This is a genomic window from Allobosea robiniae (assembly GCF_900102525.1).
Taxonomy (GTDB): Bacteria; Pseudomonadota; Alphaproteobacteria; order Rhizobiales; family Beijerinckiaceae; genus Allobosea; species Allobosea robiniae.
The window spans coordinates 942,934-966,898 of sequence record NZ_FNBZ01000001.1 but is presented as its reverse complement, the minus strand read 5'-3'; the positions used below and the strand labels follow the sequence as shown (position 1 = coordinate 966,898).

The 23,965-nt window shown below is 67.1% G+C and carries 20 protein-coding genes; 14 read left to right on the top strand and 6 right to left on the bottom strand.

The window, feature by feature from the left end; translation table 11 throughout:
* Window positions 1–5 precede the first annotated feature (5 nt).
* Window positions 6–908 (bottom strand): LysR family transcriptional regulator, encoded by a 903-nt coding sequence (locus BLQ70_RS04440; protein ID WP_091855938.1) that lies wholly within the window; start codon window positions 906–908, stop codon window positions 6–8.
* 116 nt (window positions 909–1,024) lie between these two features.
* Here BLQ70_RS04440 and BLQ70_RS04435 point away from each other — a divergent pair, with 116 nt between their 5' ends.
* Together BLQ70_RS04435 and BLQ70_RS04430 are read left to right on the top strand one after the other, a co-directional pair.
* The gene (locus BLQ70_RS04435; RefSeq protein WP_091855937.1) at window positions 1,025–1,798 is read left to right on the top strand and encodes an SDR family oxidoreductase; all 774 of its coding nucleotides are present in this window, start codon (window positions 1,025–1,027) and stop codon (window positions 1,796–1,798) included.
* 81 nt (window positions 1,799–1,879) lie between these two features.
* A complete protein-coding gene (locus tag BLQ70_RS04430; RefSeq protein ID WP_091855936.1) occupies window positions 1,880–2,374 on the top strand; it encodes a peptide deformylase in 495 nt (164 codons plus the stop codon).
* A gap of 12 nt (window positions 2,375–2,386) precedes the next feature.
* Here the strand turns inward: BLQ70_RS04430 and BLQ70_RS04425 are convergent, their stop codons facing one another.
* A complete protein-coding gene (locus BLQ70_RS04425; protein ID WP_091855935.1) occupies window positions 2,387–3,490 on the bottom strand; it encodes a serine hydrolase domain-containing protein in 1,104 nt (367 codons plus the stop codon).
* Window positions 3,491–3,518: 28 nt separating this feature from the next.
* Entirely contained in the window at window positions 3,519–4,859 is a 1,341-nt protein-coding gene (gene aptA / locus BLQ70_RS04420; protein ID WP_091855934.1) for an omega-aminotransferase AptA, read from the bottom strand.
* Between the two features lie 180 nt (window positions 4,860–5,039).
* On the opposite strand from aptA, the gene BLQ70_RS04415 reads away from it, so the two are divergent.
* From BLQ70_RS04415 to BLQ70_RS04405, 3 genes are all read left to right on the top strand, one after another.
* Complete coding sequence (locus tag BLQ70_RS04415) at window positions 5,040–6,800, top strand: tetratricopeptide repeat protein (RefSeq protein ID WP_091855933.1); 1,761 nt, start codon at window positions 5,040–5,042, stop codon at window positions 6,798–6,800.
* 134 nt (window positions 6,801–6,934) lie between these two features.
* Entirely contained in the window at window positions 6,935–8,431 is a 1,497-nt protein-coding gene (locus BLQ70_RS04410; RefSeq protein ID WP_091855932.1) for an EAL domain-containing protein, read from the top strand.
* Between the two features lie 115 nt (window positions 8,432–8,546).
* Window positions 8,547–9,416, top strand: a complete 870-nt coding sequence (locus tag BLQ70_RS04405) for a TIGR01459 family HAD-type hydrolase (RefSeq protein WP_244511895.1) — start codon at window positions 8,547–8,549, stop codon at window positions 9,414–9,416.
* A gap of 106 nt (window positions 9,417–9,522) precedes the next feature.
* On the opposite strand, the gene BLQ70_RS04400 is transcribed toward BLQ70_RS04405, so the two are convergent.
* On the bottom strand, window positions 9,523–9,909 hold the full coding sequence (locus BLQ70_RS04400; protein WP_061964967.1) for a response regulator: 387 nt from the start codon (window positions 9,907–9,909) through the stop codon (window positions 9,523–9,525).
* A 227-nt stretch (window positions 9,910–10,136) separates the two neighbouring features.
* Between BLQ70_RS04400 and BLQ70_RS04395 the strand changes: the two genes are divergently transcribed.
* The 9 genes from BLQ70_RS04395 to mutL all read left to right on the top strand — a co-directional run bounded on the left by BLQ70_RS04395 (window position 10,137) and on the right by mutL (window position 22,209).
* Complete coding sequence (locus tag BLQ70_RS04395; protein WP_244511894.1) at window positions 10,137–10,592, top strand: MaoC family dehydratase; 456 nt, start codon at window positions 10,137–10,139, stop codon at window positions 10,590–10,592.
* 101 nt (window positions 10,593–10,693) lie between these two features.
* Window positions 10,694–11,677 carry a bifunctional riboflavin kinase/FAD synthetase gene (locus BLQ70_RS04390; RefSeq protein ID WP_091855930.1) on the top strand — a complete coding sequence of 328 codons (984 nt, stop codon included), beginning with the start codon at window positions 10,694–10,696 and terminating at the stop codon, window positions 11,675–11,677.
* Between the two features lie 206 nt (window positions 11,678–11,883).
* A complete protein-coding gene (ileS, locus tag BLQ70_RS04385; protein ID WP_091856173.1) occupies window positions 11,884–14,898 on the top strand; it encodes an isoleucine--tRNA ligase in 3,015 nt (1,004 codons plus the stop codon).
* Window positions 14,898–15,380, top strand: a complete 483-nt coding sequence (gene lspA, locus BLQ70_RS04380) for a signal peptidase II (protein ID WP_091855929.1) — start codon at window positions 14,898–14,900, stop codon at window positions 15,378–15,380. The genes ileS and lspA overlap by 1 nt, the downstream gene beginning before the upstream one ends.
* Window positions 15,381–15,453: 73 nt before the next feature.
* Window positions 15,454–16,098, top strand: coding sequence for a hypothetical protein (locus BLQ70_RS04375; protein WP_061964961.1), 645 nt, complete (start codon window positions 15,454–15,456; stop codon window positions 16,096–16,098).
* A 148-nt stretch (window positions 16,099–16,246) separates the two neighbouring features.
* Complete coding sequence (locus BLQ70_RS04370) at window positions 16,247–17,536, top strand: M16 family metallopeptidase (protein ID WP_244511893.1); 1,290 nt, start codon at window positions 16,247–16,249, stop codon at window positions 17,534–17,536.
* 53 nt (window positions 17,537–17,589) lie between these two features.
* Entirely contained in the window at window positions 17,590–18,885 is a 1,296-nt protein-coding gene (locus tag BLQ70_RS04365) for a M16 family metallopeptidase (protein ID WP_091855928.1), read from the top strand.
* A 36-nt stretch (window positions 18,886–18,921) separates the two neighbouring features.
* Complete coding sequence (locus BLQ70_RS04360) at window positions 18,922–20,247, top strand: glucose-6-phosphate isomerase (protein ID WP_091855927.1); 1,326 nt, start codon at window positions 18,922–18,924, stop codon at window positions 20,245–20,247.
* Between the two features lie 156 nt (window positions 20,248–20,403).
* Entirely contained in the window at window positions 20,404–22,209 is a 1,806-nt protein-coding gene (gene mutL, locus BLQ70_RS04355) for a DNA mismatch repair endonuclease MutL (RefSeq protein WP_091855926.1), read from the top strand.
* A 46-nt stretch (window positions 22,210–22,255) separates the two neighbouring features.
* Here mutL and phhA read toward each other — a convergent pair whose 3' ends face one another.
* Both phhA and rsmD read right to left on the bottom strand, forming a co-directional pair.
* Window positions 22,256–23,131: a phenylalanine 4-monooxygenase gene (gene phhA / locus BLQ70_RS04350; protein ID WP_091855925.1), complete on the bottom strand. Its 876-nt coding sequence runs from the start codon at window positions 23,129–23,131 to the stop codon at window positions 22,256–22,258.
* 269 nt (window positions 23,132–23,400) lie between these two features.
* Window positions 23,401–23,964: a 16S rRNA (guanine(966)-N(2))-methyltransferase RsmD gene (gene rsmD, locus BLQ70_RS04345; protein WP_091855924.1), complete on the bottom strand. Its 564-nt coding sequence runs from the start codon at window positions 23,962–23,964 to the stop codon at window positions 23,401–23,403.
* Window position 23,965 lies beyond the last annotated feature (1 nt).

Genomic DNA, 23,965 nt, shown 5'->3' with positions numbered 1-23,965 from the left:
CCGGTTCAAGCAGCCAGCCGCGTGCGCAGCAGCGCCACGAGCCAGTCCGCGAAGACCTGCAGCCGGCGCGACAGGTGCCGGCGGTGGGGATAGAGCAAGGTCATCGGCATCGCCGCCGCGTGGTGCCGTGGCATGACCTCGACGAGCTCGCCCGCCGCGAGATGCTCGGCCACGTCATAGGCCGGAATCTGGATCAGGCCGAGCCCGGCAAGGCAGCAGGCGATATAGGCCTCCGCGCTGTTGACGGTGACGCGACCGGGCAGGGCGCGGCCGTGAAGCGTTCCGTCCTCCAGCCATTCCCAGGGCTCGATCCGCCCCGTCGTCGGCGAAGCGTAGTTGACCGCCCTGTGCCCGTCGAGCTCGCCGGGATGCGTTGGCACGCCATGCGCTGCGAGATAGTCGGGGCTGGCGACATTGATCAGCGGCAATTCCCCGACCGAACGGGCGATCAATCCTGAATCGTTCAGGGGGCCGACACGCAGTACGCAGTCGATGCCGTCCTCGATCAGGTTCGCTGCCCGGTCGGTGACACTGAGATCGATTTCGATCTCGGGATAGCGGGCGAGGAAGTCGGGCAGGGCCGGCGCGATGATCAGGCGCCCGATCCGGCCTGGCACGTCGATCCTGAGCCGCCCGGCGGGGCTCGCGGTGCTGTGGCGGAACAGTGCCTCGGTTTCCTCGACATCGGCGACGAGCCGCGCGCAATGCTCATAGAAGGCCGCGCCATCCGGCGTCGCCGAGACTCTCCGCGTCGTGCGATGCAGCAGCCGCGTACCGATCCGCTGCTCCAGTGCTGCGACCGCCGCCGAGACCGAGGACCGCGGCAGCCCGAGCGCCTTGGCGGCCTGGGTGAAGCTCTCGCATTCGACGACGCGGGCATAGATGCGGAAGAGGTCGATGCGGTCCAAATCGGCACTCCGGATTGTTCGTGATCTCTGACCAGTGATGTCCTGATCAAAATCTTTATAGCCGATTTTGGGACGGTATCTTGTGGCCATCGATTGCGAGTGAACAGGAGCATGCGATGGCCGATCACGGCATCAAGGGTAAGACGGTTCTGATCGCCGGCGGCGCCAAGAATCTCGGCGGTCTGCTGGCGAAGGACCTCGCCGCGCAGGGCGCGAAAGCCGTCGCCATTCACTACAACAGCACGTCGGCCAAGGCCGAGGCCGAGAAGACCCTCGCGGCGATCAAGGCAGCCGGTGCGGAAGCCTATGCGTTTCAGGCCGACCTGACCTCGTCTGCCGCCATGGAAAAGCTCTTCACTGACGCCAAGGCGGCGATGGGCTCGATCGACATCGCCGTGAACACGGTCGGCAAGGTCCTGAAGAAGCCGATGGTCGAAATCAGCGAGGCCGAGTTCGACGAGATGAGCGCGGTCAACTCCAAGACGGCGTTCTTCTTCCTCAAGGAGGCCGGCAAGCAGGTCGGCGACAACGGCAAGGTCTGCACGCTGGTGACCTCGCTGCTCGGCGCCTTCACGCCGTTCTATGCGAGCTATGCCGGCACCAAGGCGCCGGTCGAGCACTACACCCGCGCAGCCTCGAAGGAATTCGGTGCCCGCGGCATCTCGGTCACCGCGATCGGGCCGGGCCCGATGGACACGCCGTTCTTCTATCCGGCAGAAGGCGCCGATGCGGTCGCCTATCACAAGACGGCGGCCGCGCTCTCGCCCTTCTCGAAAACGGGCCTGACCGACATCCAGGATATCGTCCCCTGGATCCGCTTCCTGGTCTCGGACGGCTGGTGGATGACGGGGCAAACCATTCTCGTGAATGGTGGCTACACGACGAAGTGAAGATGTCCCTGCTGGGGTCAGGACCCGCGATCCGCTAGGGAAGCGGGGCCTGAACCGGGATAGCGAAGACCGAGCCTACGCATGCCTCCACGCCCGATCCTGAGTTTTCCCGATCCGCGCCTGCGCGTGGCGGCGGCACCCGTCACGCGCTTCGATGCCGATCTGCGTGAGCTTGCGGCCGATCTGCTCGATACGATGCGCGCGGCGCCCGGCATCGGCATCACCGCGCCGCATGTCGGCGTGTCCCAGCGATTGGTGGTGCTGGAGCTGACGCCCGGCGACGTCCGGACCTATGCCAATCCGGTGCTGGACGGGGTCTCACGCGAGACCATCCGCCATGTCGAGGGCAGCGTCTCGATGCCCGGCGTGACCGACGAACTCGAACGCCATGCCCATGTCCGGGTGCGCTATCACGATCTCGACGGGGTGGAGCAGAGCGAAGAGGCGGACGGCCTGCTGGCCGTCTGCCATCAGCACGAGATCGACCAGCTCGACGGCATCTTCTGGATCGACCGCCTGTCGCGACTCAAGCGCGACAGGCTGATCGCCCGCTACAACAAGCTGCGGCGCGTCTGAACGGCGCGTCGGCTACGAGGCCAGGGCGCCGAAGACGAACTCCCTGGCGACGCGGAGCGGCAGCCGCGAATTGCCGGGCTGGTTGTAGTTTCCTGCCGTGACGGCGATGACGATCTCCTGCTTGGGTGCGACGATGAGGCGCTGCCCGCCATTGCCTTCGGCGCCGTACCAGGGATCACCGGCGCGGTCGCGGCCGAGATACCACTGATAGCCGTAGCGGAGCCCGTCCGACCGCTGCGAGCGCTCGGTGAGAGCCTGCTCCACCCAGTCTGCCGGGATGATCTGCCGTCCGCCATAATGGCCCTTGTCCAGCAGAAGCTGGCCGATCGCGGCAAGATCGCGTGGGCGCAGGCGCAGACCCGAGGCCGCGGCTTCTTCACCGTTCATGCCGTTCGTCCAGGTAAAGCGCTCGATCCCGAGCGGCGCGAACAGGCGGCTCGAAGCATACGTGCCGAGGCGCTGGCCGGAACCCCTGGCGACGAGATGGCCCAGCAGGGCCGTGGCGCCGCCGCTATAGGTCCAGGCTTCGCCGGGCGGGCGGGTGATCGGCTGCTCGAGGATGAAGCGGTAGCGGTCGGCTGCCCGCTCCATCGCGATCTCGCTGTTGCGCGGGTCGGTATAGGGCAGGCTCTCGTCCCAGGCGAGGCCCATGCTCATGGTCAGCACATGCTCGATCTTGATGCGCTGCCGGTCGGCATCCGCAGCGAGATCGCGATAATCCGGGAAGCTCGCCAGAACCGGAGCGGCCGGTTTCGGGACTAGGCCTTCGCCGAGCGCGATGCCGTAGATCAGACCGACGATGCTCTTCGACACGGAACGGAGGTCGTGGAGCTCGTCGGCATTGAAGGCGACGGTGCCGCGACTGTCGCCCCAGATCTCGTCCGCGCCGCTGAAATAGTGCTCCATCGCGATTTTGCCGTGCCGGAGCACGACGAGGCCATGGAGCCCTTTCAGTTCGCCGGCGGCGAAAGCCTTCTCGATGCGCTCGCTCGCATCGGGTTTGAAACCCGCCTCGGTGAGAGACTGGGATTGCCATTGGCGGGCCGGCGCTTGCGCCGCGGCCTGGCGCGCCACAAGGGCTGCGCTCGCCGCGGTGAGAAAAGTGCGCCGATCCATCTCAATCAGCTCCCTGTCGAACGCTGCTTCAGTTCGCAACCGCCCGGATCACCCGGCGCAGCTTCTCGATCAGCTCGTCAACCTGGCTCTCCGTGATGATCAGCGGCGGCGAGAAGGCGATCGTATCGGCGGCCGTCCGCACCATCAGCCCTTCCTCGCGGAAGAGACGGTCCATCGCTTCGAAGGCCCGCTTGCCGACGCCGTCGGCGCGGGGCGCAAGGTCGACGGCGCCGACGATGCCGAGCGTGCGGATGTCGACGACGTTCGGTTCGCCCTTCAGGCTCATCACCGCATCGGCCCAGGCGCCTTCCATCGCGCGTGCCCGTTCGAACAGGCCTTCGTCGCGGTAGATGTCGAGCGACGCCAGGCAGGCCGCCGCCGCCAGCGGATGGCCCGAATAGGTGTAGCCGTGGAACAGCTCGATGACGTTGTCCGGGCCGCCCATGAAGGCATCGTAGATGTGCTTGCGCACGATCACGCCGCCCATCGGCACGGTGCCGGAGGTCACGCCCTTGGCGAAGGTGATCATGTCGGGGATCACGCCGTAGCGCTCGGCGGCGAAGGCGAAGCCCAGTCGCCCGAAGCCGGTGATGACCTCGTCGAAGATCAAGAGAATGTTGTGCTTGTCGCAGATCTCGCGCAGGCGCTTGAGATAGCCCTTCGGCGGCGGCAGGGCGCCGGTCGAGCCGGCCATCGGCTCGACGATCACGGCGGCGATGGTCGAGGCGTCGTGCAGCGCGACGATGCGTTCCAGATCGTCGGCGAAATGCGCGCCGTATTCCGGCTCGCCCTTGCTGAAGGCCTGCTTTTCGCGGTCATAGGTATGGGCGAGATGGTCGACGCCGGTGAGCAGCGAGCCGAAGAACTTGCGGTTGTTCGACATGCCGCCGACCGAGATGCCGCCGAAGCCGACGCCGTGATAGCCGCGCTCGCGGCCGATCAGGCGGGTCTTGGCGGCTTTGCCGGAGATGTTCCAGTAGGCCAGCGCGATCTTGAGCGCCGAATCGCCTGCTTCCGAGCCGGAGCCGGCGAAGAAGACATGGTCGAGATCGCCCGGCGCCAGTGCCGCGATGCGGGCGGCGGCGGCGAAGACCTTCGGGTGGCCGTACTGGAAGGAGGGGGCGTAGTCGAGGTCGCGCGCCTGGGCCTGGATCGCCTGGATGATCGGCTCGCGGGCATGGCCGGCATTGCAGCACCACAGACCGGCGGTGCCGTCCATGACCGGCTTGTTGTCGGGCGTGTAGTAGAACATGCCCTCGGCCCGCGCGACCATGCGCGGGTTCTTCTTGAACGACCGGTTGGCCGTGAACGGCATCCAGTAGGCTTCGAGGTCGTTCGGTGCGGCGATGGCGGAGGATGCTGACGTCATTCGAGGGCCCCTGTGGATTAACCTTGGTTAAAGCTAGCAGGAGCCAGCGGCCTGTAAATCGCCATCATGGCGCCCCAAGGCTGCGTCCGGCGGATGACGGCTCCAAGCCGGCTGCGGGTGACGTTAGGTCGCCAATGGCGTAAGCTTCCCTGGTGGGGGCGACAAACTGAACGGACCCCGATGACGGAAGGCGCAGATGATCCTGGACGGCTGGATGTCCGAGCCGCGGCGATCATTCGCGCGGGTCTCGACCGCGTCCTCGTCTCCGACACCTTTCGCGCCGCTCCCCAGCTTTCGGCGTTTCTGAGCTTCATCGTCGAGCGTACGGTCGAAGGGCGCGCAGCCGAGCTGAAAGGCTACACGATTGCGGTCGAGGGCCTTGGCCGGCCAGCGGACTTCAATCCGCAGATCGATCCGATCGTCCGCGTCGAGGCCGGGCGGCTGAGGCGGTCGCTGGCGCAATATTATGCCGGGGACGGCCGCGATGACCCCGTGCAGATTTCGATGCCGGTGGGCGGCTATGTCCCGGTCTTCACCTGGTTCGGCGGCGAGGGGAGCCGGGTTGCCGCCGACGGATTCGAAGATGCGCCCGAGCCGGATCGCCGCACGGCCCGCCGCTGGGCCGGTCTGACCCTCGCCGCGTTGGCGTTCGGCCTGCTCGCGCTCGGCTGGTGGTATCTGGCGCCGCCGCGCGGATCGGTCGTATCCGAGGCCTCGAAATCGGCTGCGGTCGGGCAGGCCGTCGACGTGCTGCCCGAGGCGGCAGCGGCGCCGCGCCTCGTGCGTGTCGCGATCACGATTCCCAATCCGCCTTCCGATCCCAGGCTCGCGGATATCCTGCGCCGCTTCTCGGCGCTGCTCGTCGATGCGATGGCGCGCTTCGACGATCTCGTGACGATCAAGACGCCGTCGCCTGGCTCCGCCCTTTCGGATGAGATCGACTATGTGTTCGAGATGGACGCGCAGGGCGTCAATGGTGGGGCCGAGGGACTTGGCCGCCTGCGCTTCGTCCGGGACGGGCGCATCGTCTGGACGACCTCGTCGAACCGCCTCTCGCTTGCGGTGCTGCAGGAAAGCGATCTGGCCGAGATGGCGCGGCGGCTGGCGACGCGGCTGACAGAGCCCTTCGGCATCATTCTGGCGGATGCGCGCCAGTTCCCGCCGTCTCCCGCCATCCGCTGCATCCTGAAGGCCTTCGACGCGCGCCGCGCCATGCTGCCCGAGATGCACCAGGCTGCCAGGCTCTGCCTGGCCCAATTGGTCGAGCAGGACCCGGGTTTCTATCCGGCCTGGGCCCATCTCGCGATCATGACGCTCGGCGAACGCGGCCTGGCTCCGGCCTCGCCGGGCACGGACCCGCAGGATGACACAGGCGATGCGCGATCTCCGCTCGACCGCTCTCTCGCGGCGGCCCTGACGGCGATCCGCCTCGCCCCGTCCGGAGCGCGGGCCTACCAGGCGATGATGAAGGTGCTGCTGCTGCGCGGCGCCACCGAAGAGGCGATCCAGATGGGCCGCGAGGCGCAGACCCGCAACCCCTATGATCCGGAGATCCTGGCTGACATGGGGGCGCTCTACGTGCGGCTCGATCGCTCGCCCGAAGGGTTGCCGCTGCTGGAACGCGCGACCGCGCTCAGCGTCGCCCGTCCGCCGCGATATGATTTCTACGCATTCCTGGGCGCTTACCTGATCGGCGCCGGCAAAGCGTCGGAGAGCCATGCCGGGATGCTGGTCGCGGACACGAGCCAGCTCAGCCTGCTCGGCCAGGCGCTCAAGGCCGCTGCCGACAATGATCCGGAGAAACAGGCGAAGGCGCTCGCCCAGTTGGCCGAGAAATCCCCGCTTTTCGCGCAGAGCCCCCGCGCCTTTCTCGAAAGGCGGGCCTTTTCCCGGTCGGTAATCGACAGGATTCTGACCGCGCTCGGGCTGAACAAGCCATAAGTCAGGGTCGGCAAGCCCGGCTGTGGCGGAAATGAGGCGGATCGCTCGCTTAACCTCGCCGGGAAGGTTAATCTGCGCTCTGAGGCCGTGATTCGGTCCCCAATCCGATTCCTCGACGTGGCGCGAACGCTGCCGTGGCACCTGCCCGCCTGAAAGCCCTGCACCCTCTTGCTGGCGCCGTAACCGGCCTGTCGGCCGGCGCTGCCGTCGCGATCCTGCTGCCGGGCGGGCTCGGTGCGGCGCTGGGCCTTCTGGCTTCCGGAGCCGGCTTCATGCTGGCGATGCGGGCCTTCGAGCGGCGCGGCGTTGCCCGGCACGAACAGGCTATGGCGGGGCTTGGCGAGGTCAAGGTCCGTCTCGCCACCAACGCCATCCGCCTCGATGCCCTGTCGCAACGCGTCGAGCAGATGCCGATGCGCGATGCCGATGCCGCGCCGGCGCGTGCCGCGATCCATGAATTGACGGCCGAGGTCGGGCTGCTCGGCGACCTGATCCATCAGGTGGCGACGACGCTCGCCGATCACGAGAACGTTCTGGCTCGCCTGCCGGACCCTGTTGTCTCTGCGGCTGCCGCGCCAGTGCCCGAGGTGGTGCTCGACCCGGAAGCAATGCGCCGGGAACGAGCCGAGAAGCTTGCCGCCGAACGGACCGCCGCCGCTGCTGCGGCGCGCGAGGAGGCCGAGGCCGAACGGGCCGCCCTGATCGGCAAGGCTCTGGGAGAAGGCCGGCTCGAGATCCATCTGCAGCCGATCGTCTCCCTGCCGCAGCGCCGGACCTGCGGCTACGAGGCGCTGGCGCGCCTGCGGCTCGACGAGAACACGCTGCTGCTGCCCCATGAGTTCCTCGAGACCGTCGAGGCGCGCGGCTTCGGGCCGACGCTGGACGCGCTTGTCCTGACGCGGGCGCTGGCGATCGCCCGCCATCTCGGCTCGAAGGAAGGGAGCATCTTCGTCTCCTGCAATTTCAGCAACGCGACCTGGACGTCGTCGCGGGCGCTGGCCACCCTGACCCGCATCCTCGACAAGTATCGCGAGCATACCGGGCATCTGGTCATCGAGATGCCGCAGGCGGTCTTCCGCGAGCTCGACCCGACCAGCCTCGGCCTGCTCGGCGCGATGTCGGCGAACGGGGTTCGTTTCGCGCTCGATCAACTCGCGGACCTGCGCCTCGACCCGCGCGCCCTGTTCGATCGGGGCATCCGCTATGTGAAGGCGCCGGCCGCGCTGCTCCAGGCGCATGTCGAAGGCCGGATCCAGAGCGACATCGCGGCCGGCGACCTCGCCGCCTTGCTGGCCCGCGTCGCGATCACCCTCGTCGCAGACCAGGTCGAGGACAATCCCGCCGCCGCCGGCATGATCGAGCTTGGCGCCACGATGGGGCAGGGTCTGGCCTTTTCGCCGCCGCGTCCGGTCAAGCCCGAGGTCTTCGCCGAGCCGGAGCCCAGGCCTGTGGCGCCGCCTGCTCCCGCGCCTGCCGAGGCCGAGCGCCCCCCGCCGCAGAGCATTGCCGAGCGCCTGTTGGGCCAGGACAAGGGTTCGCCGGCACCGCTGCCTTTCCCTGGCGCCGCTGCACAGGAAGCGCCGCCGGAGCGGCTGCCCTTCCGGGCCGTGCTGCGCCGCGCCAGCGCCTGACGCGCGGCCGCCCGCCGCGGTCTCCGGTTCCGCTTCCGGCGAATCCCGTCTAGATCAGGCCTTGTCGAGGGGCGAAGCTCGCCTTTCATTGATGCAGCCGCCGGAGATCGAGACAGTGTCGCCATCGGGGATCGCTTCCACCCTTCCGCTTTCGGGCTTTTCCGAGGTCGCGGATCGTTTCGATCTCTGCCTGTGCGACGTCTGGGGCGTGGTCCATAACGGCGTCGCCGCCTATCGCGATGCGGTCGCGGCCCTGATGCGGATGCGCGAGCGCGGTATCAGCGTCGTCCTCGTCACCAATGCGCCGCGGCCGGCCGAGGTCATCGTCGGTCAGCTCGACAATTTCGCCGTGCCGCGCGAGGCCTGGGATGCCATCGTCACCTCCGGCGACGTCTGCCGCTCGCTGATCCGCGAGCGGGCGGGCGAGCCGATGTTCCGCCTCGGCCCCGATCGGGACCTGCCGCTGGTCGCCGGGCTCGACGTGCGCGAGACCGGGCCGAATGAGGCGGCCTATGTGCTCTGCACCGGCCTGTTCGACGACGAGAACGACACGGCGGCAACCTATGCCGACCTGCTTGCCGGTTTCGCCGCGCGCGGCCTGCCGCTGATCTGCGCCAATCCCGATCTCGTGGTCGAGCGCGGCGGGCGCATCATTCCCTGCGCCGGCTCGGTCGCGCTGGCCTATGAGGAGATCGGTGGACGGGTGGTCTATGCCGGCAAGCCGCATCGGCCGATTTACGAGGCGGCGGTGGCTGCCGCTGAAAAGGCGCGGGGAAGCGCGATCGCCCGCGACAGGATCTGCGCCGTGGGTGATGCGATCCGCACCGACATCGCCGGCGCCGACGCCTTCGGCGCAGCCGGCATCATGGTGCTGGCCGGCATCCACGCCCAGGATCTGATGGAAGCGTCATGGGATGAGCGTCACGGCTGGCTCGGCCGGCAGACGCATCGTCCGGCCTATGCGATGCCGCATCTGGTCTGGTGAGGTGCCCTAAAGCATTTTCGAGCGAAGTGGATGCCGGTTCGCGTGAAGAAAATGCAATAGAACAAGGAGATAGAGCATTTCGCGGTTCGAAGAACGCAGAAATGCTCTATGCGGCGACGCAGACCGATTCGATCTTGGTCTTCAGCGTCTGCGCGTTGAACGGCTTGACGATGTAGTTGCTGACGCCGGCCTTCTTCGCCGCGACGACGTTCTCGGTCTTCGATTCGGCGGTGACGATGATGAACGGCGTTTCCGACAGCGCGGTCTCCTCGCGGACTTTCTGGAGCAGCTCGAAGCCGCTCATCGGCTCCATGTTCCAGTCGGAGATCACAAGGCCGTATTTCTTGTCGCGCATCTTCGAGATCGCGGCCGAGCCGTCCGAGGCATCGTCGACATTTTCGAAGCCGAGCTGCTTCAGCAGGTTGCGGATGATGCGGACCATCGTCTGGTAATCGTCGACGACGAGGATCGGCATGGACGGGTCGAGAGCCATTGCGATGCTCCAGGCATGACGGTCGCGGTGCCGGGACATACCAGCGCCGTGCCGCTCGTCCGAGTTGATAGCCGCAGCGCCTTGCGAACCGGTTAATTCGATGCCGAAGTGACGCAAGGGCAGAAGCGTGCGCTGCACCAAAGTTCAATTGCGTTCATGTTGCGGTTGCGAGATGCTTGGTCGGATCGCAGACAGGAGGGCGCAGGTCCGCGGGCCGCGCGTGATCCATGACCGTTCAGCCGATGCCCGGCGGGCTCTACACCGTCCACGCCTTCGAGGATCTGGCCATCGGCCAGAGCGAAAGCCTGATGCGGACCGTGATGGAGCGGGACGTCGCGCTCTTCGCCGAATTGTCCGGCGATGCCAATCCAATCCATCTCTGCGACCATTTCGCCGCCAACACCAAGTTCGGCCAGCGCATCGCCCATGGCATGCTGACCGCGAGCCTGATTTCCGCCTTGCTCGGCACGCGTTTGCCGGGGCCGGGTGCGGTCTATCTCTCGCAGACGCTGACCTTCCTGGCGCCGGTCAAGATCGGCGACGTGGTCACGGCCCGCGTCGAGGTCGTCGAACTGGTGGCAGAGCGCCGCCGGGCACGCTTCTTCTGCGAATGCCTCGTCGACGGCAAGGCCGTGATGGAAGGCGAGGCCTGGGTCGCGATGCCGCCGAAGCCGCGAGCCTGAGATCTTCCGTCCGCGCGCGGCCTTGACGCCTCGCCGGCCTTCGCCGCAAAGACGGTCATCGCCCGCGTTTCAGGGCAGGTGGACGTGGACGTTCCCGATTGATGCCATTCCAAGCCGATGCGCCTGACCGCCCCGAGCCGACGGCCGTGGTCCTCGACCTCGACAAGCCCACTCCCGAAGCCTTCCGCGGTGCCGTCCTGGCACTGGGCAATTTCGACGGCGTCCATCGCGGCCATGCCGAGCTTTCCCGCGTGGCCGGCGCGATGGCGCAGGATCTCGGCACGAAGCCGGCCGCCTTCACCTTCGAGCCGCATCCGCGCAGCGTCTTTCGCCCGGAAGAGCCGGTCTTCCGGTTGACCTCGCCGCAGCTCAAGCTCGAAGGGCTGACGCAGGCGGGCTTTGCCCAGGTCTTCGTCCTGCCTTTCGATCGCGAGATCGCGGCGATCCCCGCCGAGCGCTTCGTCGACGACCTGCTCGTCGGTCAGCTGGGCGCCGCCGGCCTGGTCTGCGGCTATGATTTCCATTTCGGCAAGGGCCGCACCGGATCGCCCGAGATGTTGCAGGCCCATGGCCTCGCCGCCGGCATTCCGGTTGCGGTCGTGCCGCCCTATTCCTGGCAGGGCGAGCCGGTCTCCTCGACGCTGATCCGCACGGCACTGGAGGCCGGGGATGTCGGGCGTGCCGCGACCTTCCTTGGTCGGCCCTGGCTGGTGCGCGGGCTCATTGCCCATGGCGACAAGCGCGGGCGCGAGCTCGGCTATCCCACCGCCAACATGCAGCTCGCCCGCGATTGCCGGCTGCGCCACGGCATCTATGCGGTCCGGATGAAGATCGACGGCGTCTGGCATGACGGCGTCGCGAGCTTCGGCCGCCGCCCGACCTTCGATGACGGCGCGCCGCGGCTGGAAACCTTCGTCTTCGATTTCTCCGGCGATCTCTATGGCGAGCGCGTCGATGTCGCCTTCGTCGACTGGCTTCGCGGCGAGGAGAAGTTCGACACGCTGGAAGCCCTGATCGTGCAAATGGACGCCGACAGCGCCCGTGCGCGCGACATTCTGGCGAATACGCCGCCCTTCCTTCCTTGAGCGCTGCCTGCTAGAAGCCCTCCATGCTCGCCAATCGCGCCTTGTCGATCGATCTTTCCCGGCGAATTACGGGCCCGGCTGCCGCCTCGCGCTAGATTAGGCGCGGGCGCTTGCGCAGTCCGGGTTGAAGACCGCTTTTCCCGTTTCAAGAGTGGACGCCCGAGGCCCATCGACCGGCCTGACGTCCCGACTGCCCGAGCCGGATGATGACCGACAAGACCAATACTGCCAAAGCCGCCGAGACCGCTGCCGACGGCGTCGATTATTCCCAGACGCTGTTCCTGCCGCAAACCGAGTTCCCGATGCGGGCCGGCCTGCCGCAGCGCGAGCCAGAGCTGCTCGCCCGCTGGGCCAAAATCGACCTTTATCGCAAGCTGCGCGAGGCCGGGCAGGGGCGGGACCGTTTCGTCCTGCATGACGGCCCTCCCTATGCCAATGGCAACATCCATATCGGCCACGCGCTGAACAAGGTGCTGAAGGACCTCGTCACGCGCTCGCAGCAGATGCTCGGCTATGATTCCAACTACGTGCCGGGCTGGGACTGCCACGGCCTGCCGATCGAGTGGAAAATCGAGGAGCAGTACCGAGCCAAGGGCCTGAACAAGGACGACGTCCCGGTCGTCGAGTTCCGCAAGGAATGCCGCTCCTTCGCCGAGCACTGGGTCGATGTCCAGCGCGAGGAGTTCAAGCGCCTGGGCGTCGAGGGCGACTGGGCCAACCCCTATCTGACCATGGCCTATCCGGCCGAGGCGCAGATTGCCCGCGAGATCATGAAATTCGCCGAGACCGGCCAGCTCTATCGCGGCTCCAAGCCGGTGATGTGGTCCGTGGTCGAGAAGACCGCGCTGGCCGAGGCCGAGGTCGAGTACGAGGAGCATGTCAGCGACACGATCTATGTGCCGTTCCCGGTGTTGAACGGTCCCGCCGCGCTCGCTGGCGCAGGCGTCGTGATCTGGACGACAACGCCCTGGACGATCCCGGGCAACCGCGCGATCTCGTTCCATAACAAGGTCGCCTATGGCCTCTATAAGGTCACGGCTGCGCCCGAGAACAACTGGGCGAAGACCGGCGCGACTTATATCCTCGCCAAGAATCTCGCCGAGAGCGTCTTCAAGGCGGCGAAGGTCGAGGCCTTCGAACTCGTCGCGGATGTCTCCGCCGATGATCTCGCCACGCTGACCACGGCCCATCCCCTGCGCGGCCGCGGCTACGATTTCGTCGTTCCTCTGCTCGACGGCGACCATGTCACCGATGATGCCGGTACCGGCTTCGTCCACACCGCGCCCAGCCACGGCCGCGAGGACTTCGACGTCTGGATGGCCAATGGCCGCCAGCTCACCGAGCGCGGCATCGAGACCCGCATCCCCTACACCGTCGATGCCGATGGCCGCTTCACCAAGGAGGCGCCGGGCTTCGAGGGCGCGCAGGTCATCACCGACAAGGGCGACAAGGGCAATGCCAACGACGTCGTCATCAAGGCGCTGGTCGAGGCCGGCAACATCATCGCGCGTGGCCGTCTGAAGCATCAGTATCCGCATTCGTGGCGCTCGAAGAAGCCGGTGATCTTCCGCAACACGCCGCAATGGTTCATCGCGATGGACAAGCCGATCGGCGAGGCCGGCGCGCCGGATGCTGCCGATCCGCAGCCGGTCGCGGGCGGCAACACCGATACGCTGCGCAACCGCGCGCTCAAGGCGATCAAGGAGACCGAATGGGTTCCCGCTGCCGGCGAGAACCGCATCACCGGCATGATCGCCAACCGGCCGGACTGGGTCGTCTCGCGCCAGCGTGCCTGGGGCGTGCCGATCACCGTCTTCGTCGAGAAGCAGACCAAGGCGATCCTTGTCGATGCCAAGGTCAACGCCGCGATCGCCGAGGCCTTCGAGGCGGAAGGAGCCGACGCCTGGTTCACCGATCTCGACGGCGCCCGCTTCCTCAAGCCCTTCGGCTACGATCCGGCGCAGTATGAGCGCGTCACCGACGTGCTCGACGTCTGGTTCGATTCCGGCTCGACCCATGCCTTCACCCTGGAGAAGCGCGCCGATCTGCGCGCCCGTCGCCGCGGCGACGGTGGCAAGGATCGCGTGATGTATCTCGAAGGCTCGGACCAGCATCGCGGCTGGTTCCATTCGAGCCTGCTGGAGAGCTGCGGCACGCGCGGCCGGGCGCCCTACGACATCGTCCTGACCCATGGCTTCTGCCTGGACGAGAAGGGCGAGAAGATGTCGAAGTCGAAGGGCAACGTCACCGCCCCGCAGGACATCATCAAGGACTCGGGCGCCGACATCCTGCGCCTCTGGGTCGCGGCGGCCGACTATTCCGACGACCTGCGCATCGGCAAGGAGATCCTCAAGACCTTCGTCGAGACCTATCGCAAGCTGCGCAACACCATGCGCTGGATGCTCGGCACGCTCGCGCATTTCAGCGAGGATGTCCGCGTCTCCGATCCGCAGACCATGCCGGAGCTGGAGCGGCTGATGCTGCACCGGCTGGCCGAGCTGGGCCCGCAGGTCGAGGAGGCCTATCGCACCTACGACTACAAGAAGGTCGTGTTCCTGCTCTCGCAGTTCATGAACACCGAGCTCTCGGCCTTCTATTTCGACGTGCGCAAGGACGCGCTCTATTGCGATCCGCTGTCGAGCCATGTCCGCAAGAGCGCGCTGACCGTTGTCGACCATCTCTTCCGGTGTCTCACAACCTGGCTCGCGCCGATCCTGGTCTTCACCGCCGAGGAAGCCTGGCTTGACCGCTATCCCGACCAGAAGGCGGGCGAGGGTTCGGTCCATCTCGAGCGCTTCGTCGCGGCACAGGCCGGCTGGCTCGATCCCGAATTGGCCGAACGGTGGTCGAAGATCCGGCGCGTGCGTCGCGTCGTCACCGGCGCGCTCGAGCTTGAGCGCGCGGCCAAGCGCCTCGGCTCTTCGTTGGAGGCTGCGCCGCAGGTCTTCGTCTCCGACAGCGATCTTTACGCGGCCCTGTCGGGCGCCGATCTCGCCGAGATCAGCATCACCTCCGGCATCCGCGTCGAGAGCGGGGAGGGGCCGGTCGAGGCCTTCCGCCTCGCCGATGTGCCGGGCGTCGCGGTCGTGCCGCATCGTGCGGCCGGCATCAAATGCGCCCGCTCCTGGAAGTATTTCGATCCGGCGAAGGCCGACAAGGCTTATCCCCAGGTAACGCCGCGCGATGCCAAGGCGCTCAAGGAGCTGGGAGTGCGCGCCTGATGACGTCCGCTCGCCGCCTTGGCCTTGCTACGGTGCTGATCGTCTTCATCGCCGATCAGCTCCTGAAATGCTGGCTGCTCTATGGCGTCGGGCTGGCCGAGAACGGGCCGTACGATCTCGCCTCCTTCCTGACGATCGTGCTGGCCTGGAATCGCGGCATCTCCTATGGGCTGTTCCAGCAGGGCACCGATCTCGGCCGCTGGTTCCTCGTCGTCATCTCCTTCGTCGCGGCCGTCTGGCTCTGGCGCTGGATGTGGCGCGAGCCGCGGCGTTTTTCCGTGTTCAGCCTGGCGCTGATCATCGGCGGAGCGCTTGGAAACGGGGTCGATCGCGCGGTCTATGGCGCGGTCGTCGACTTCGTGCATTTCCATTGGGGCAGTTTCAGCTGGTATATCTTCAACATCGCCGATGTCGCGATCGTTGTGGGGGTGCTCGGTCTGCTGTATGAGTCCTTCCGCCCGAGCACAGAAAAAACAGTTTAACGACGGTTTCGCCATTGTTTTGCCGTTCGTCTGGGTTTCAGACATGGCGGGATTGTCCGAAGGGAGATTTGACATGGCCGGACGCATTCGCGTGGCTCATCTGCTGATCGCCGGCGGGCTTGTGCTTGCCGCTTCGCCGGCCTTCGCGCAGGACGGCATGCTGTTCAAGAACCTGATGGAAGGCATCATGGGCAAGGGTGACGGCGGCGATATCGATTATCGCGCCCGCGCGCCGCTGGTCGTTCCGCCGAATTCGACGCTGCCGCGTCCGCAGGAGGCGGCCAGCGAGCGCAACGCCGCCTGGCCGAACGATCCGGATGTCCAGCGCCGCAAGGATGAGGCCAACGCACTGCCCTACGTGTCGGCGCTTGGCCTGCAGAACAATCCGATCATGTCGCCGCAGGAGATCCGCCGCGGCCGGACTGCGGCGCGCCAGCCGACGGGGCCGATGGTCTCGGAAGAGCAGAATATGTACAACAACCAGATCAAGCCGATCCGCATCGGCCGCGAGATGGCCGCGCGTCAGAACCAGGTCGATCAGGATACGCTCGCCTATGGCTCCGAGCCGCCGCGCCGCACCCTGACCGAGCCGCCGGTCGGCTATCGCCGTCCGGCTTCGACGGCCGCGATCGGCCCGGGCCAGCGCGGCCCGGTGGAAGACAAGCAGGCTGTCGGTGCGCGTGAATTCTCGACCGGGCGTGGCCCGGTGATGCAGTAGGCGGTACGGCATCGACGAAAGGCGCCCTGGCTCGGGCCTAATCGCCGCGCCCGATTGCCCCTTGCCGAAGCAGGGACGCCTGACCAAGTTGTCCAGAAGGGCGGGCGCGTCGCGCCCGCCCTTTTTTCGATCGAGGAGACGGCACCAGGTGAACATCCATGCGCAAGGGACCGACCTGGCGCAGCCGGTCGAATCGTTCCGGCTGGCCAACGGCCTCGATATCGTGGTGGTGAAGGACCGGCGCGCGCCGGTCGTCACCCACATGGTCTGGTATCGCAACGGCTCGGCCGACGATCCGGCCGGAAAGTCGGGCATCGCGCATTTCCTCGAGCACCTGATGTTCAAGGGCACGGAGCGCTGGCCGGCCGGCGAGTTCTCCAAGATCGTCGCCGGCTTCGGCGGCCAGGAGAACGCCTTCACCTCCTTCGACTACACCGCCTATTTCCAGCGCGTGCCGAAGGAACACCTGCGCGCGATGATGGATTACGAAGCCGACCGGATGACCGGCCTCTCCTTCGACGAGGGCGTGGTCGCGCCCGAGCGCGACGTGGTGCTGGAGGAACGGCGCATGCGCGTTGATTCCGATCCTGCCGCCCAGCTCGGCGAGGAATTCTCCGCGACTTTGTTCTTCCACCACCCTTACGGCACGCCGATCATCGGCTGGGAGCACGAGATCGAGCGCCTGAGCCGGGATGATGCCTTCGCCTATTACCAGCGCTTCTACACGCCGGAGAACGCGATCCTGGTCGTCGCCGGCGATACCGATGCCGCCGAGGTGCGCCGCCTCGCGGAGGAAACCTATGGCAGGATCGCAGCCCGCGGCGCAGCGCCTGTCCGCTCGCGCCCGATCGAGCCCGAGCCCCGCGCCTCGCGCCGCGTCCAGCTCAATGATCCGCGCGTGCAGCAGCCCTCGCTGCGCCGCGGCTGGCTGACCCCGACCTATACGGCCGGTGAGCGCGACGAGGTTCTGGCGCTCGAACTCGCAGCCGAGATCCTCGGCGGCGGCACGACCTCCCGGCTCTACCGCAAGCTCTGCGTCGAAGACGAGTTGGCTGCCGGCGCCAACGCCTATTTCATGGCCTCGATGGTCGACCGTGCCGCCTTCCAGATCTCTGCCAGCCCGCGCCCCGGCGTCGAGATGGCGGCGATGGAGGCCGGGCTCGATGCGGCACTCGCCGCCTTCCTGACTGACGGACCGACCGAGCTGGAACTGGCGCGAGCCCGCACGCGGCTGGTGGCGGAAACGGTCTTCGCGCGCGACAACCAGTCCTCGCTTGCCCGCATCTTCGGCTCGGCGCTGGCGGTGGGCGAGACCGTCGAGGATGTGCTCGCCTGGCCTCAGCGTATCGAGGCCGTCGGCCGCGAGGCGATCGTCGAGGCGGCGCGCCGTTACCTCAAACCTGATCGCAGCGTCACCGGCCTGCTGCTGCCGGCCTGACGCCGCCGTCTTATCGAACGGGCGGAGATCAGGTTCCGCCGACAGGAAGCGACATGAACGCCCCGATTCCGACGCCCAAGCTCAACACGGCCGGCCCCGCCATCGCCGTCCAGACGGTCCGTTCGCCCGGCGGCATCGAGGCCTGGCTGGTCGAGGAGCACAGCCTGCCGCTGATCGCGGTCGATTTCGCCTTCGATGGCGGGGCCAGCCGCGATCCCGAGAACGCCGCCGGCAGCGCCTATCTGATCTCCGGTCTGCTCGACGAGGGCGCCGGCGATCTCGATGCCGAGGCGTTCCAGGGCCGCATGGCCGACCATGCCATCAGCCTCGGCTTCGAAGCGCGCCGCGACGATTTCCACGGTTATCTGCAGACCCTCTCCACGCATCGCGACACGGCCTTCGATCTGCTCGGCCTGGCACTCAACAAGCCGCGCTTCGATGCCGACGCCGTCGGCCGCGTCCGCGCCCAGGTCATCGCCGGGTTGCAGCGTCAGGCGAGGAACCCCGAGGTGATGTGCCGCAACGCGCTCTATGCCGCGGCCTTCCCGGGGCACCCATACAGCCGGCCCGAGAAGGGCGATATCGACAGCGTCTCCAAGCTGGAAGCTCCCGCGCTGAAGGCGTTGAGGCCGACGCTGCTCGATCGTGCCGGGCTTAAGGTCGTCGTCGTCGGGGACATCAGCGCGGCCGAACTCGCCGGGCGGCTCGATGCGCTGTTCGGTGATCTGCCCAGGGGCGAGGCACGGGCTCGCCCGGCGCAACCCCTGCCGATCCAGGGCCTCGGCCAGACCCATGTCATCGATCTCGACGTGCCGCAGACGGTGCTGCGCTTCGTCGCGCCGGGGCTGATGTGGGACGATCCGGATTTCATGACCGCGAGCGTGCTGAATCACATCCTCGGCGGCTCGGCCTTCACCTCGCGCCTCTTCATGGAGGTGCGCGAGAAGCGCGGGCTTGCCTATGGCGTCTCCTCCAGCCTGATGCCGATGCGCGAGAGCGCCATGCTGGTCGGCGGCACCGCCACGCGAAACGACCGCGCGGCGGAATCGATGAAGGTCATCCGCGAGGAAATGCTGAAGCTCGCCGAGAACGGCCCGACCGAGCACGAGGTCGAGGAGGCCAAGCGCTACATCATCGGCTCCTACCCGCTGCGCTTCGACACCTCGCCGAAGATTGCCGGGGAATTGCTGGCGCTGGCGCTGCGTGGCGATACGCCGGATTTCCTCGCTCGCCGCAACGGCCTCTTCGCGGCCGTGACGCTGGCCGATGTCAAGCGCGTCGCGCAGCGCCTGTTCGGCAAGCCCGAGCTGCTCGTCCAGGCGGTTGGCAAGCCCGTCGCACTGGTCTGAAATAGCCTCCTTCTTCTGTCGTTACGGATAGGGTTCATGCCTCAGCAAAGCTTCGATCTCGCGCTCGAATCCAAGGTCGGCAAGGGCGGCATCCCCGATGGCGCCTTCGAGAAGGCTCTGGCCGATCTCAAACCGGCGCTGGCGAAGCTGCAGGCGCAGGCGAAGGACGGTTCCCTGCCGCTCCTCAAGCTGCCAAGCGACACCGCCGATCTCGGCCCGGTGAAGGCCGCAGCCGAGCGATTGAAATCCGGCGGCACCACCGATGTGCTGGTGCTCGGCACCGGCGGCTCCAGCTTGGGCGGCCAGACGCTGGCGCAGCTCACCGGCTATGGCATCGTCGGCCTGTCGCAGTTCACGCCCGGTCCGCATGTCCATTTCATCGACAATCTCGACCCGGCGACCTATGCGGCCCTGCTTGCGAAGCTCCCGCTCAAGACCACCAAATTTGTCGCCATCTCGAAATCGGGCGGCACCGGCGAGACCCTGCTGCAGTCGATCGCGGCGATCGAGGCTTTGCGCGGCGCGCATCTCACCGACCAACAGATCGGCACGCATTTCGAAGGGCTTTCCGAGCCGGCCAAGCCCGGCAAGCTGCATCCCCTGCGTGCCTTGCTTGAACCCTTCGGCACGCCTTTCCTCGAGCATCACACCGATGTCGGCGGGCGCTATTCCGTGCTGACCAATTGCGGCCTGCTGCCGGCCGCTGTGCTCGGCCTCGATATCGAGGCGCTCCGGCTCGGCGCCAGCCGCGCGGTCGCGCCGCTCTTCGCCGGCAAGGATGTCCGCGAGACGCCGGCTGCGGTCGGCGCCGCGCTGCATCTCGCCGCTATGCGTTCGGGCAAGAACATCGCCGTGCTGATGCCCTATGCCGACAAGCTGGCTTTGCTCACGCGCTGGTGGATGCAGCTCTGGGCCGAAAGCCTCGGCAAGGACGGGCAGGGCACGCAGCCCGTCGGCGCGCTCGGCCCGGTCGACCAGCATTCGCAGCAGCAGCTCTATCTCGCCGGCCCCAAGGACAAGTTCTTCACGGTCATCACCACGAGCGTGAAGGGCAAGGGCCCGCAGATCGACGCCGCCCTGGCGGAAAAGATCGGGCAGGCCGATTTCGCCGGCAAGACCATCGGCGACCTCGTCGCGGCGCAGGGCATCGCGATGATCGACACCTTCGCCAAGAACGGTTGCGCGGTGCGTCGCTTCCATGTCGAGCGTATCGACGAGACCAGCCACGGCGAGATGCTGATGCATTTCATGCTGGAGACGATCCTGACCGGCTATGCCATGGGTGTGGACCCGTTCGACCAGCCGGCGGTGGAGGAGGCGAAGCTCCTCGCCAAGCGCTATCTTGCCGAAGGGCGGGCCTGAAAGCGCTTTTCGATAGAGGCGCGTCATGCTCGGGCTTGACCCGAGCATCTCATGACATGAAGGCTCTGGAGCCTCTTTCGGAGAGAGATTCTCGGGTCTGCGCTGCGCTCCGCCCGAGAATGACGAGCCCTGTTTTCCGATGACCGCCAGAGCACCATGACCGTTCGCCGCCTCGATCCCGTCCTGGTCGACCGCATCGCCGCCGGCGAGGTGATCGAGCGGCCGGCCGCCGCCGTGAAGGAACTCGTCGAGAACGCGATCGACGCCGGCGCGCGCGCCATCGCTGTCACCATCCAGGGTGGCGGCCGCGAGTTGATCCGCGTCGTCGACGATGGTGCCGGCATGACGCCCGAGGACCTCGAACTCGCGGTCGACCGTCATGCCACCTCGAAACTGCCCGACAGCGATCTCTTCGCCATCGACACGCTCGGCTTCCGCGGCGAGGCCTTGCCCTCGATCGGCTCGGTCGCGAGGCTCTCGATCGCGACGCGCCAGCGCGATGCCGCGCAGGGCTCCGGCCTCGTGGTCGAGGCGGGCGAGAAGGGCGTCGTTCGTCCCGTCGCCGCGGCGCCGGGCACGCGCATCGAGGTTTCGGATCTTTTCATCTTCACCCCGGCCCGCCTCAAATTCCTGAAGAGCGACCGCGCCGAGGCGCAGGCCGTCTCCGAGATGCTGCGCCGCCTCGCCATCGCCCATCCCGAGGTGCGCTTCTCGCTGGAGGGCGAGCATGTCAGCGCCTTCGACTGGCCGGCCGAGCCGATCGGCGAGGAAGGGTTGCTGCGCCGTCTCGGCCGCGCGCTTGGGCGCGATTTCCCCGACAATGCGCTGAAGATCGAGGCCGAGCGCGAGGGCTTCCGCATCTCCGGCTTTGCCGGTCTGCCGACCTTCCATCGCGGCACCTCTGCCGGCGTGCATCTGGCCGTCAACGGCCGCCCGGTGCGCGACAAGCTGCTGCTCTCGGCGGTACGCGGCGCCTATGCCGATGTCGTGCCCTCGGACCGGCACCCGGTGCTCTTTCTCGATGTCGGCTGCGATCCGCGCTCGGTCGACGTCAACGTCCACCCGGCCAAGAGCGAGGTGCGCTTCCGCGACCCCGCTCTGGTGCGCGGCCTCGTCGTTTCCGGACTGAAGGCGGCGCTCGCCGCCGCCGGCCACCGCGCCACCACGACGGGCGGCGCCCGCACGCTCGATGCCTTCCGCGCCGTGCTCTCGATGGGCGGCGGTGGTAACGCGATCCCGCGCCCGAACTTCCCGCAGGCGCCGGGCTGGAACGCCGCGGCCTCAACCCCGGCGAGCGCGCCGCAATCCGGCTTCGCCGATTTCGTCGCATCCTCCGCCGACGCCCGCGCCCATCTCGCCGAGCCTTCGGCCGATGCGCTCGACCGGCCGCTCGGCGCCGCTCGCGCCCAGGTCCATGAGACCTATATCGTCGCCCAGACCCGCGAGGGCGTCGTCATCGTCGACCAGCACGCCGCCCATGAGCGCCTCGTCTATGAGCGTCTCAAGGCCGAGCGCGCCCGCAACGGCATCGCCCGCCAGCCCCTGCTCCTGCCGGAGGTGGTCGAGCTCGACCCTGTCGATGCCGACCGCCTGATTGCGGCGGGCGGCGAGCTCGAAAGCCTCGGCCTCGTGCTGGAATCCTTCGGCCCTGGCGCGGTGCTGGTGCGCGAGGCACCGAGCCAGCTCGCCGGCGGCAATCTCCAACGCCTCGTCCGCGACGTCGCCGATGCGCTCGCCGAGCACGGTACGGCAGGCTCGCTGGAACGCCGGCTCGACCATGTTCTGGCGACGATGGCTTGCCACAACTCGGTCCGTGCCGGCCGCCGCATGCGCCCCGAGGAGATGGACGCGTTGCTGCGCGAAATGGAGGTCACGCCTAATTCCGGCCAGTGCAACCACGGCAGGCCGACCTATGTCGAACTGAAGCTCACGGATATTGAGCGGCTGTTCGGGCGGCGGTGAGGCGTCGGCGTCTGTTGCCGACCCAAGCTACGGCTCGGCTTCAACCTCACTTCAGCTTCGTCTTCGTTGTCGGGAAATCGCGCCAGAAATGGCCGCTGCCTTTCCGGACGACCACGTCCTGCGGCAGGATCTCGAAGGGCGTCTGGGTCGGCTGGGTACGCAGTTCGTCGAAGCGGGTGGCGAAATCGCTGCGCCTGAGCAAGTCGAACAGCTGCTCGAAGCGGTCGATGACGAAATAGCTCGCCTGGAAATCGTCGATGTAATAGCCGGTGCGCAGCACGCGCTCGAGATTGAAGGCAAGGTGGTGGGCGGAAGGATCGTCCACCACATATTTCGCCTCGCCGAAGGACGAGACGATGCCCGCGCCATAGATGCGGATGCCCTCGGGCTTGCGGATCAACCCGAATTCGATGGTGTACCAGTTGAGGCGGGCGAGGAACTTCACCCCCTTGGTCTCGACCGCGACAAGCCCGATGCGGCCGTACTCGTTCATGTAGTCGGCATAGGCGGGGTTGGTCAGCAGCGGCACGTGGCCGAAGGCATCATGGAAGACGTCGGGCTCCTCCAGGTAGTCGAGTTGCTCGCGGCTGCGGATGAAGGTGCCGGCCGGAAACTGGCGGTTGGCCAGCATCTGGAAGAAGGGGCGCGACGGGATCAGCCCCGGAACCGCCACGACCTCCCAGCCGGTGAGCCGCCGCAGCCGCTCGTTCATGCGCGCGAAATCCGGCACGCCTTCGGGGCCGATGCCGAGCGCTGCAAGGCCGTCGAGATATTCCTGGCAGACATGGCCCTTCAGGGTCCGCTGCTGGCGCTCGAACAATACACGCCAGATGGCGTGGTCCTCGGCGGTGTAGCGCTCCCAGCCCTGGTCGATGATGCAGTCCTCGACGGTCTGCGCGTTCAGAAGAGCATGTCCGGACATCGTTTTCGCTCCTGAGAGCTGGCCCCGGCTCCAGCTGCGAGGCTCCGTATCGCCACAACGCCCGACATAGGCTCGCAGATCCGGCAGTGCCGCAATTGAAGCTAGAATACGCCCTTGGCGTCCGGGCGCGAAGCGCGCCTCCGGCCAGCCGCGGCGTTGGCGCGTTCTTCGAAAACAAAGTTGCCGCGCCTCTTGAAGCATGGCCCGGGTCGGCCCGCCCGCGGTCAGACGCAGAATTGTCTGCCGGTTTGGCCTGCCGCTTCGAGTGCCTATTCCTTGGCCCGCAGCATCACCACCTGCGTCTCGCCATAACTCCGCCGTTCCAGCTCTTCGAAGCCTTCGGGCAGGCTGATCTCGGCATCTGCGGCCTCTTCCAGAACGATCAATGCATCCGGCGCCAGCCAGCCGCCCTCGCGGGCCGAGATTAGCGCCTTCTCGCCCAGCCCCTTGCGATAGGGCGGATCGCAGAAGACGAGGCCGAAGGGGGCCATGCCGGTGATCGGGCCGAGCTTGGTCGCGTCGCGGCGGAAGATGCGGCTGAAGCCAGCAAGCCCCAACGCCATCTGGTTCTCGCGGATAATGCCGCGTGCCTCGGTACCGTCATCGACGAGCAGCGCGAAACCCGCGCCGCGCGACAAGGCCTCGAAGCCGAGCGCGCCCGTGCCGGCGAAGAGATCGAGCACGCGCGCGCTCTCGACCGTCTCGCCATAGGCATGGGCGAGCACGTTGAACAGAGATTCGCGCAGACGGTCCGAGGTCGGCCGGATGCTGCCGATCCCCGGTTTCGGGCCGGCCAATGGCCGGCCGCGCAGGCGTCCACCGACGATCCGCATC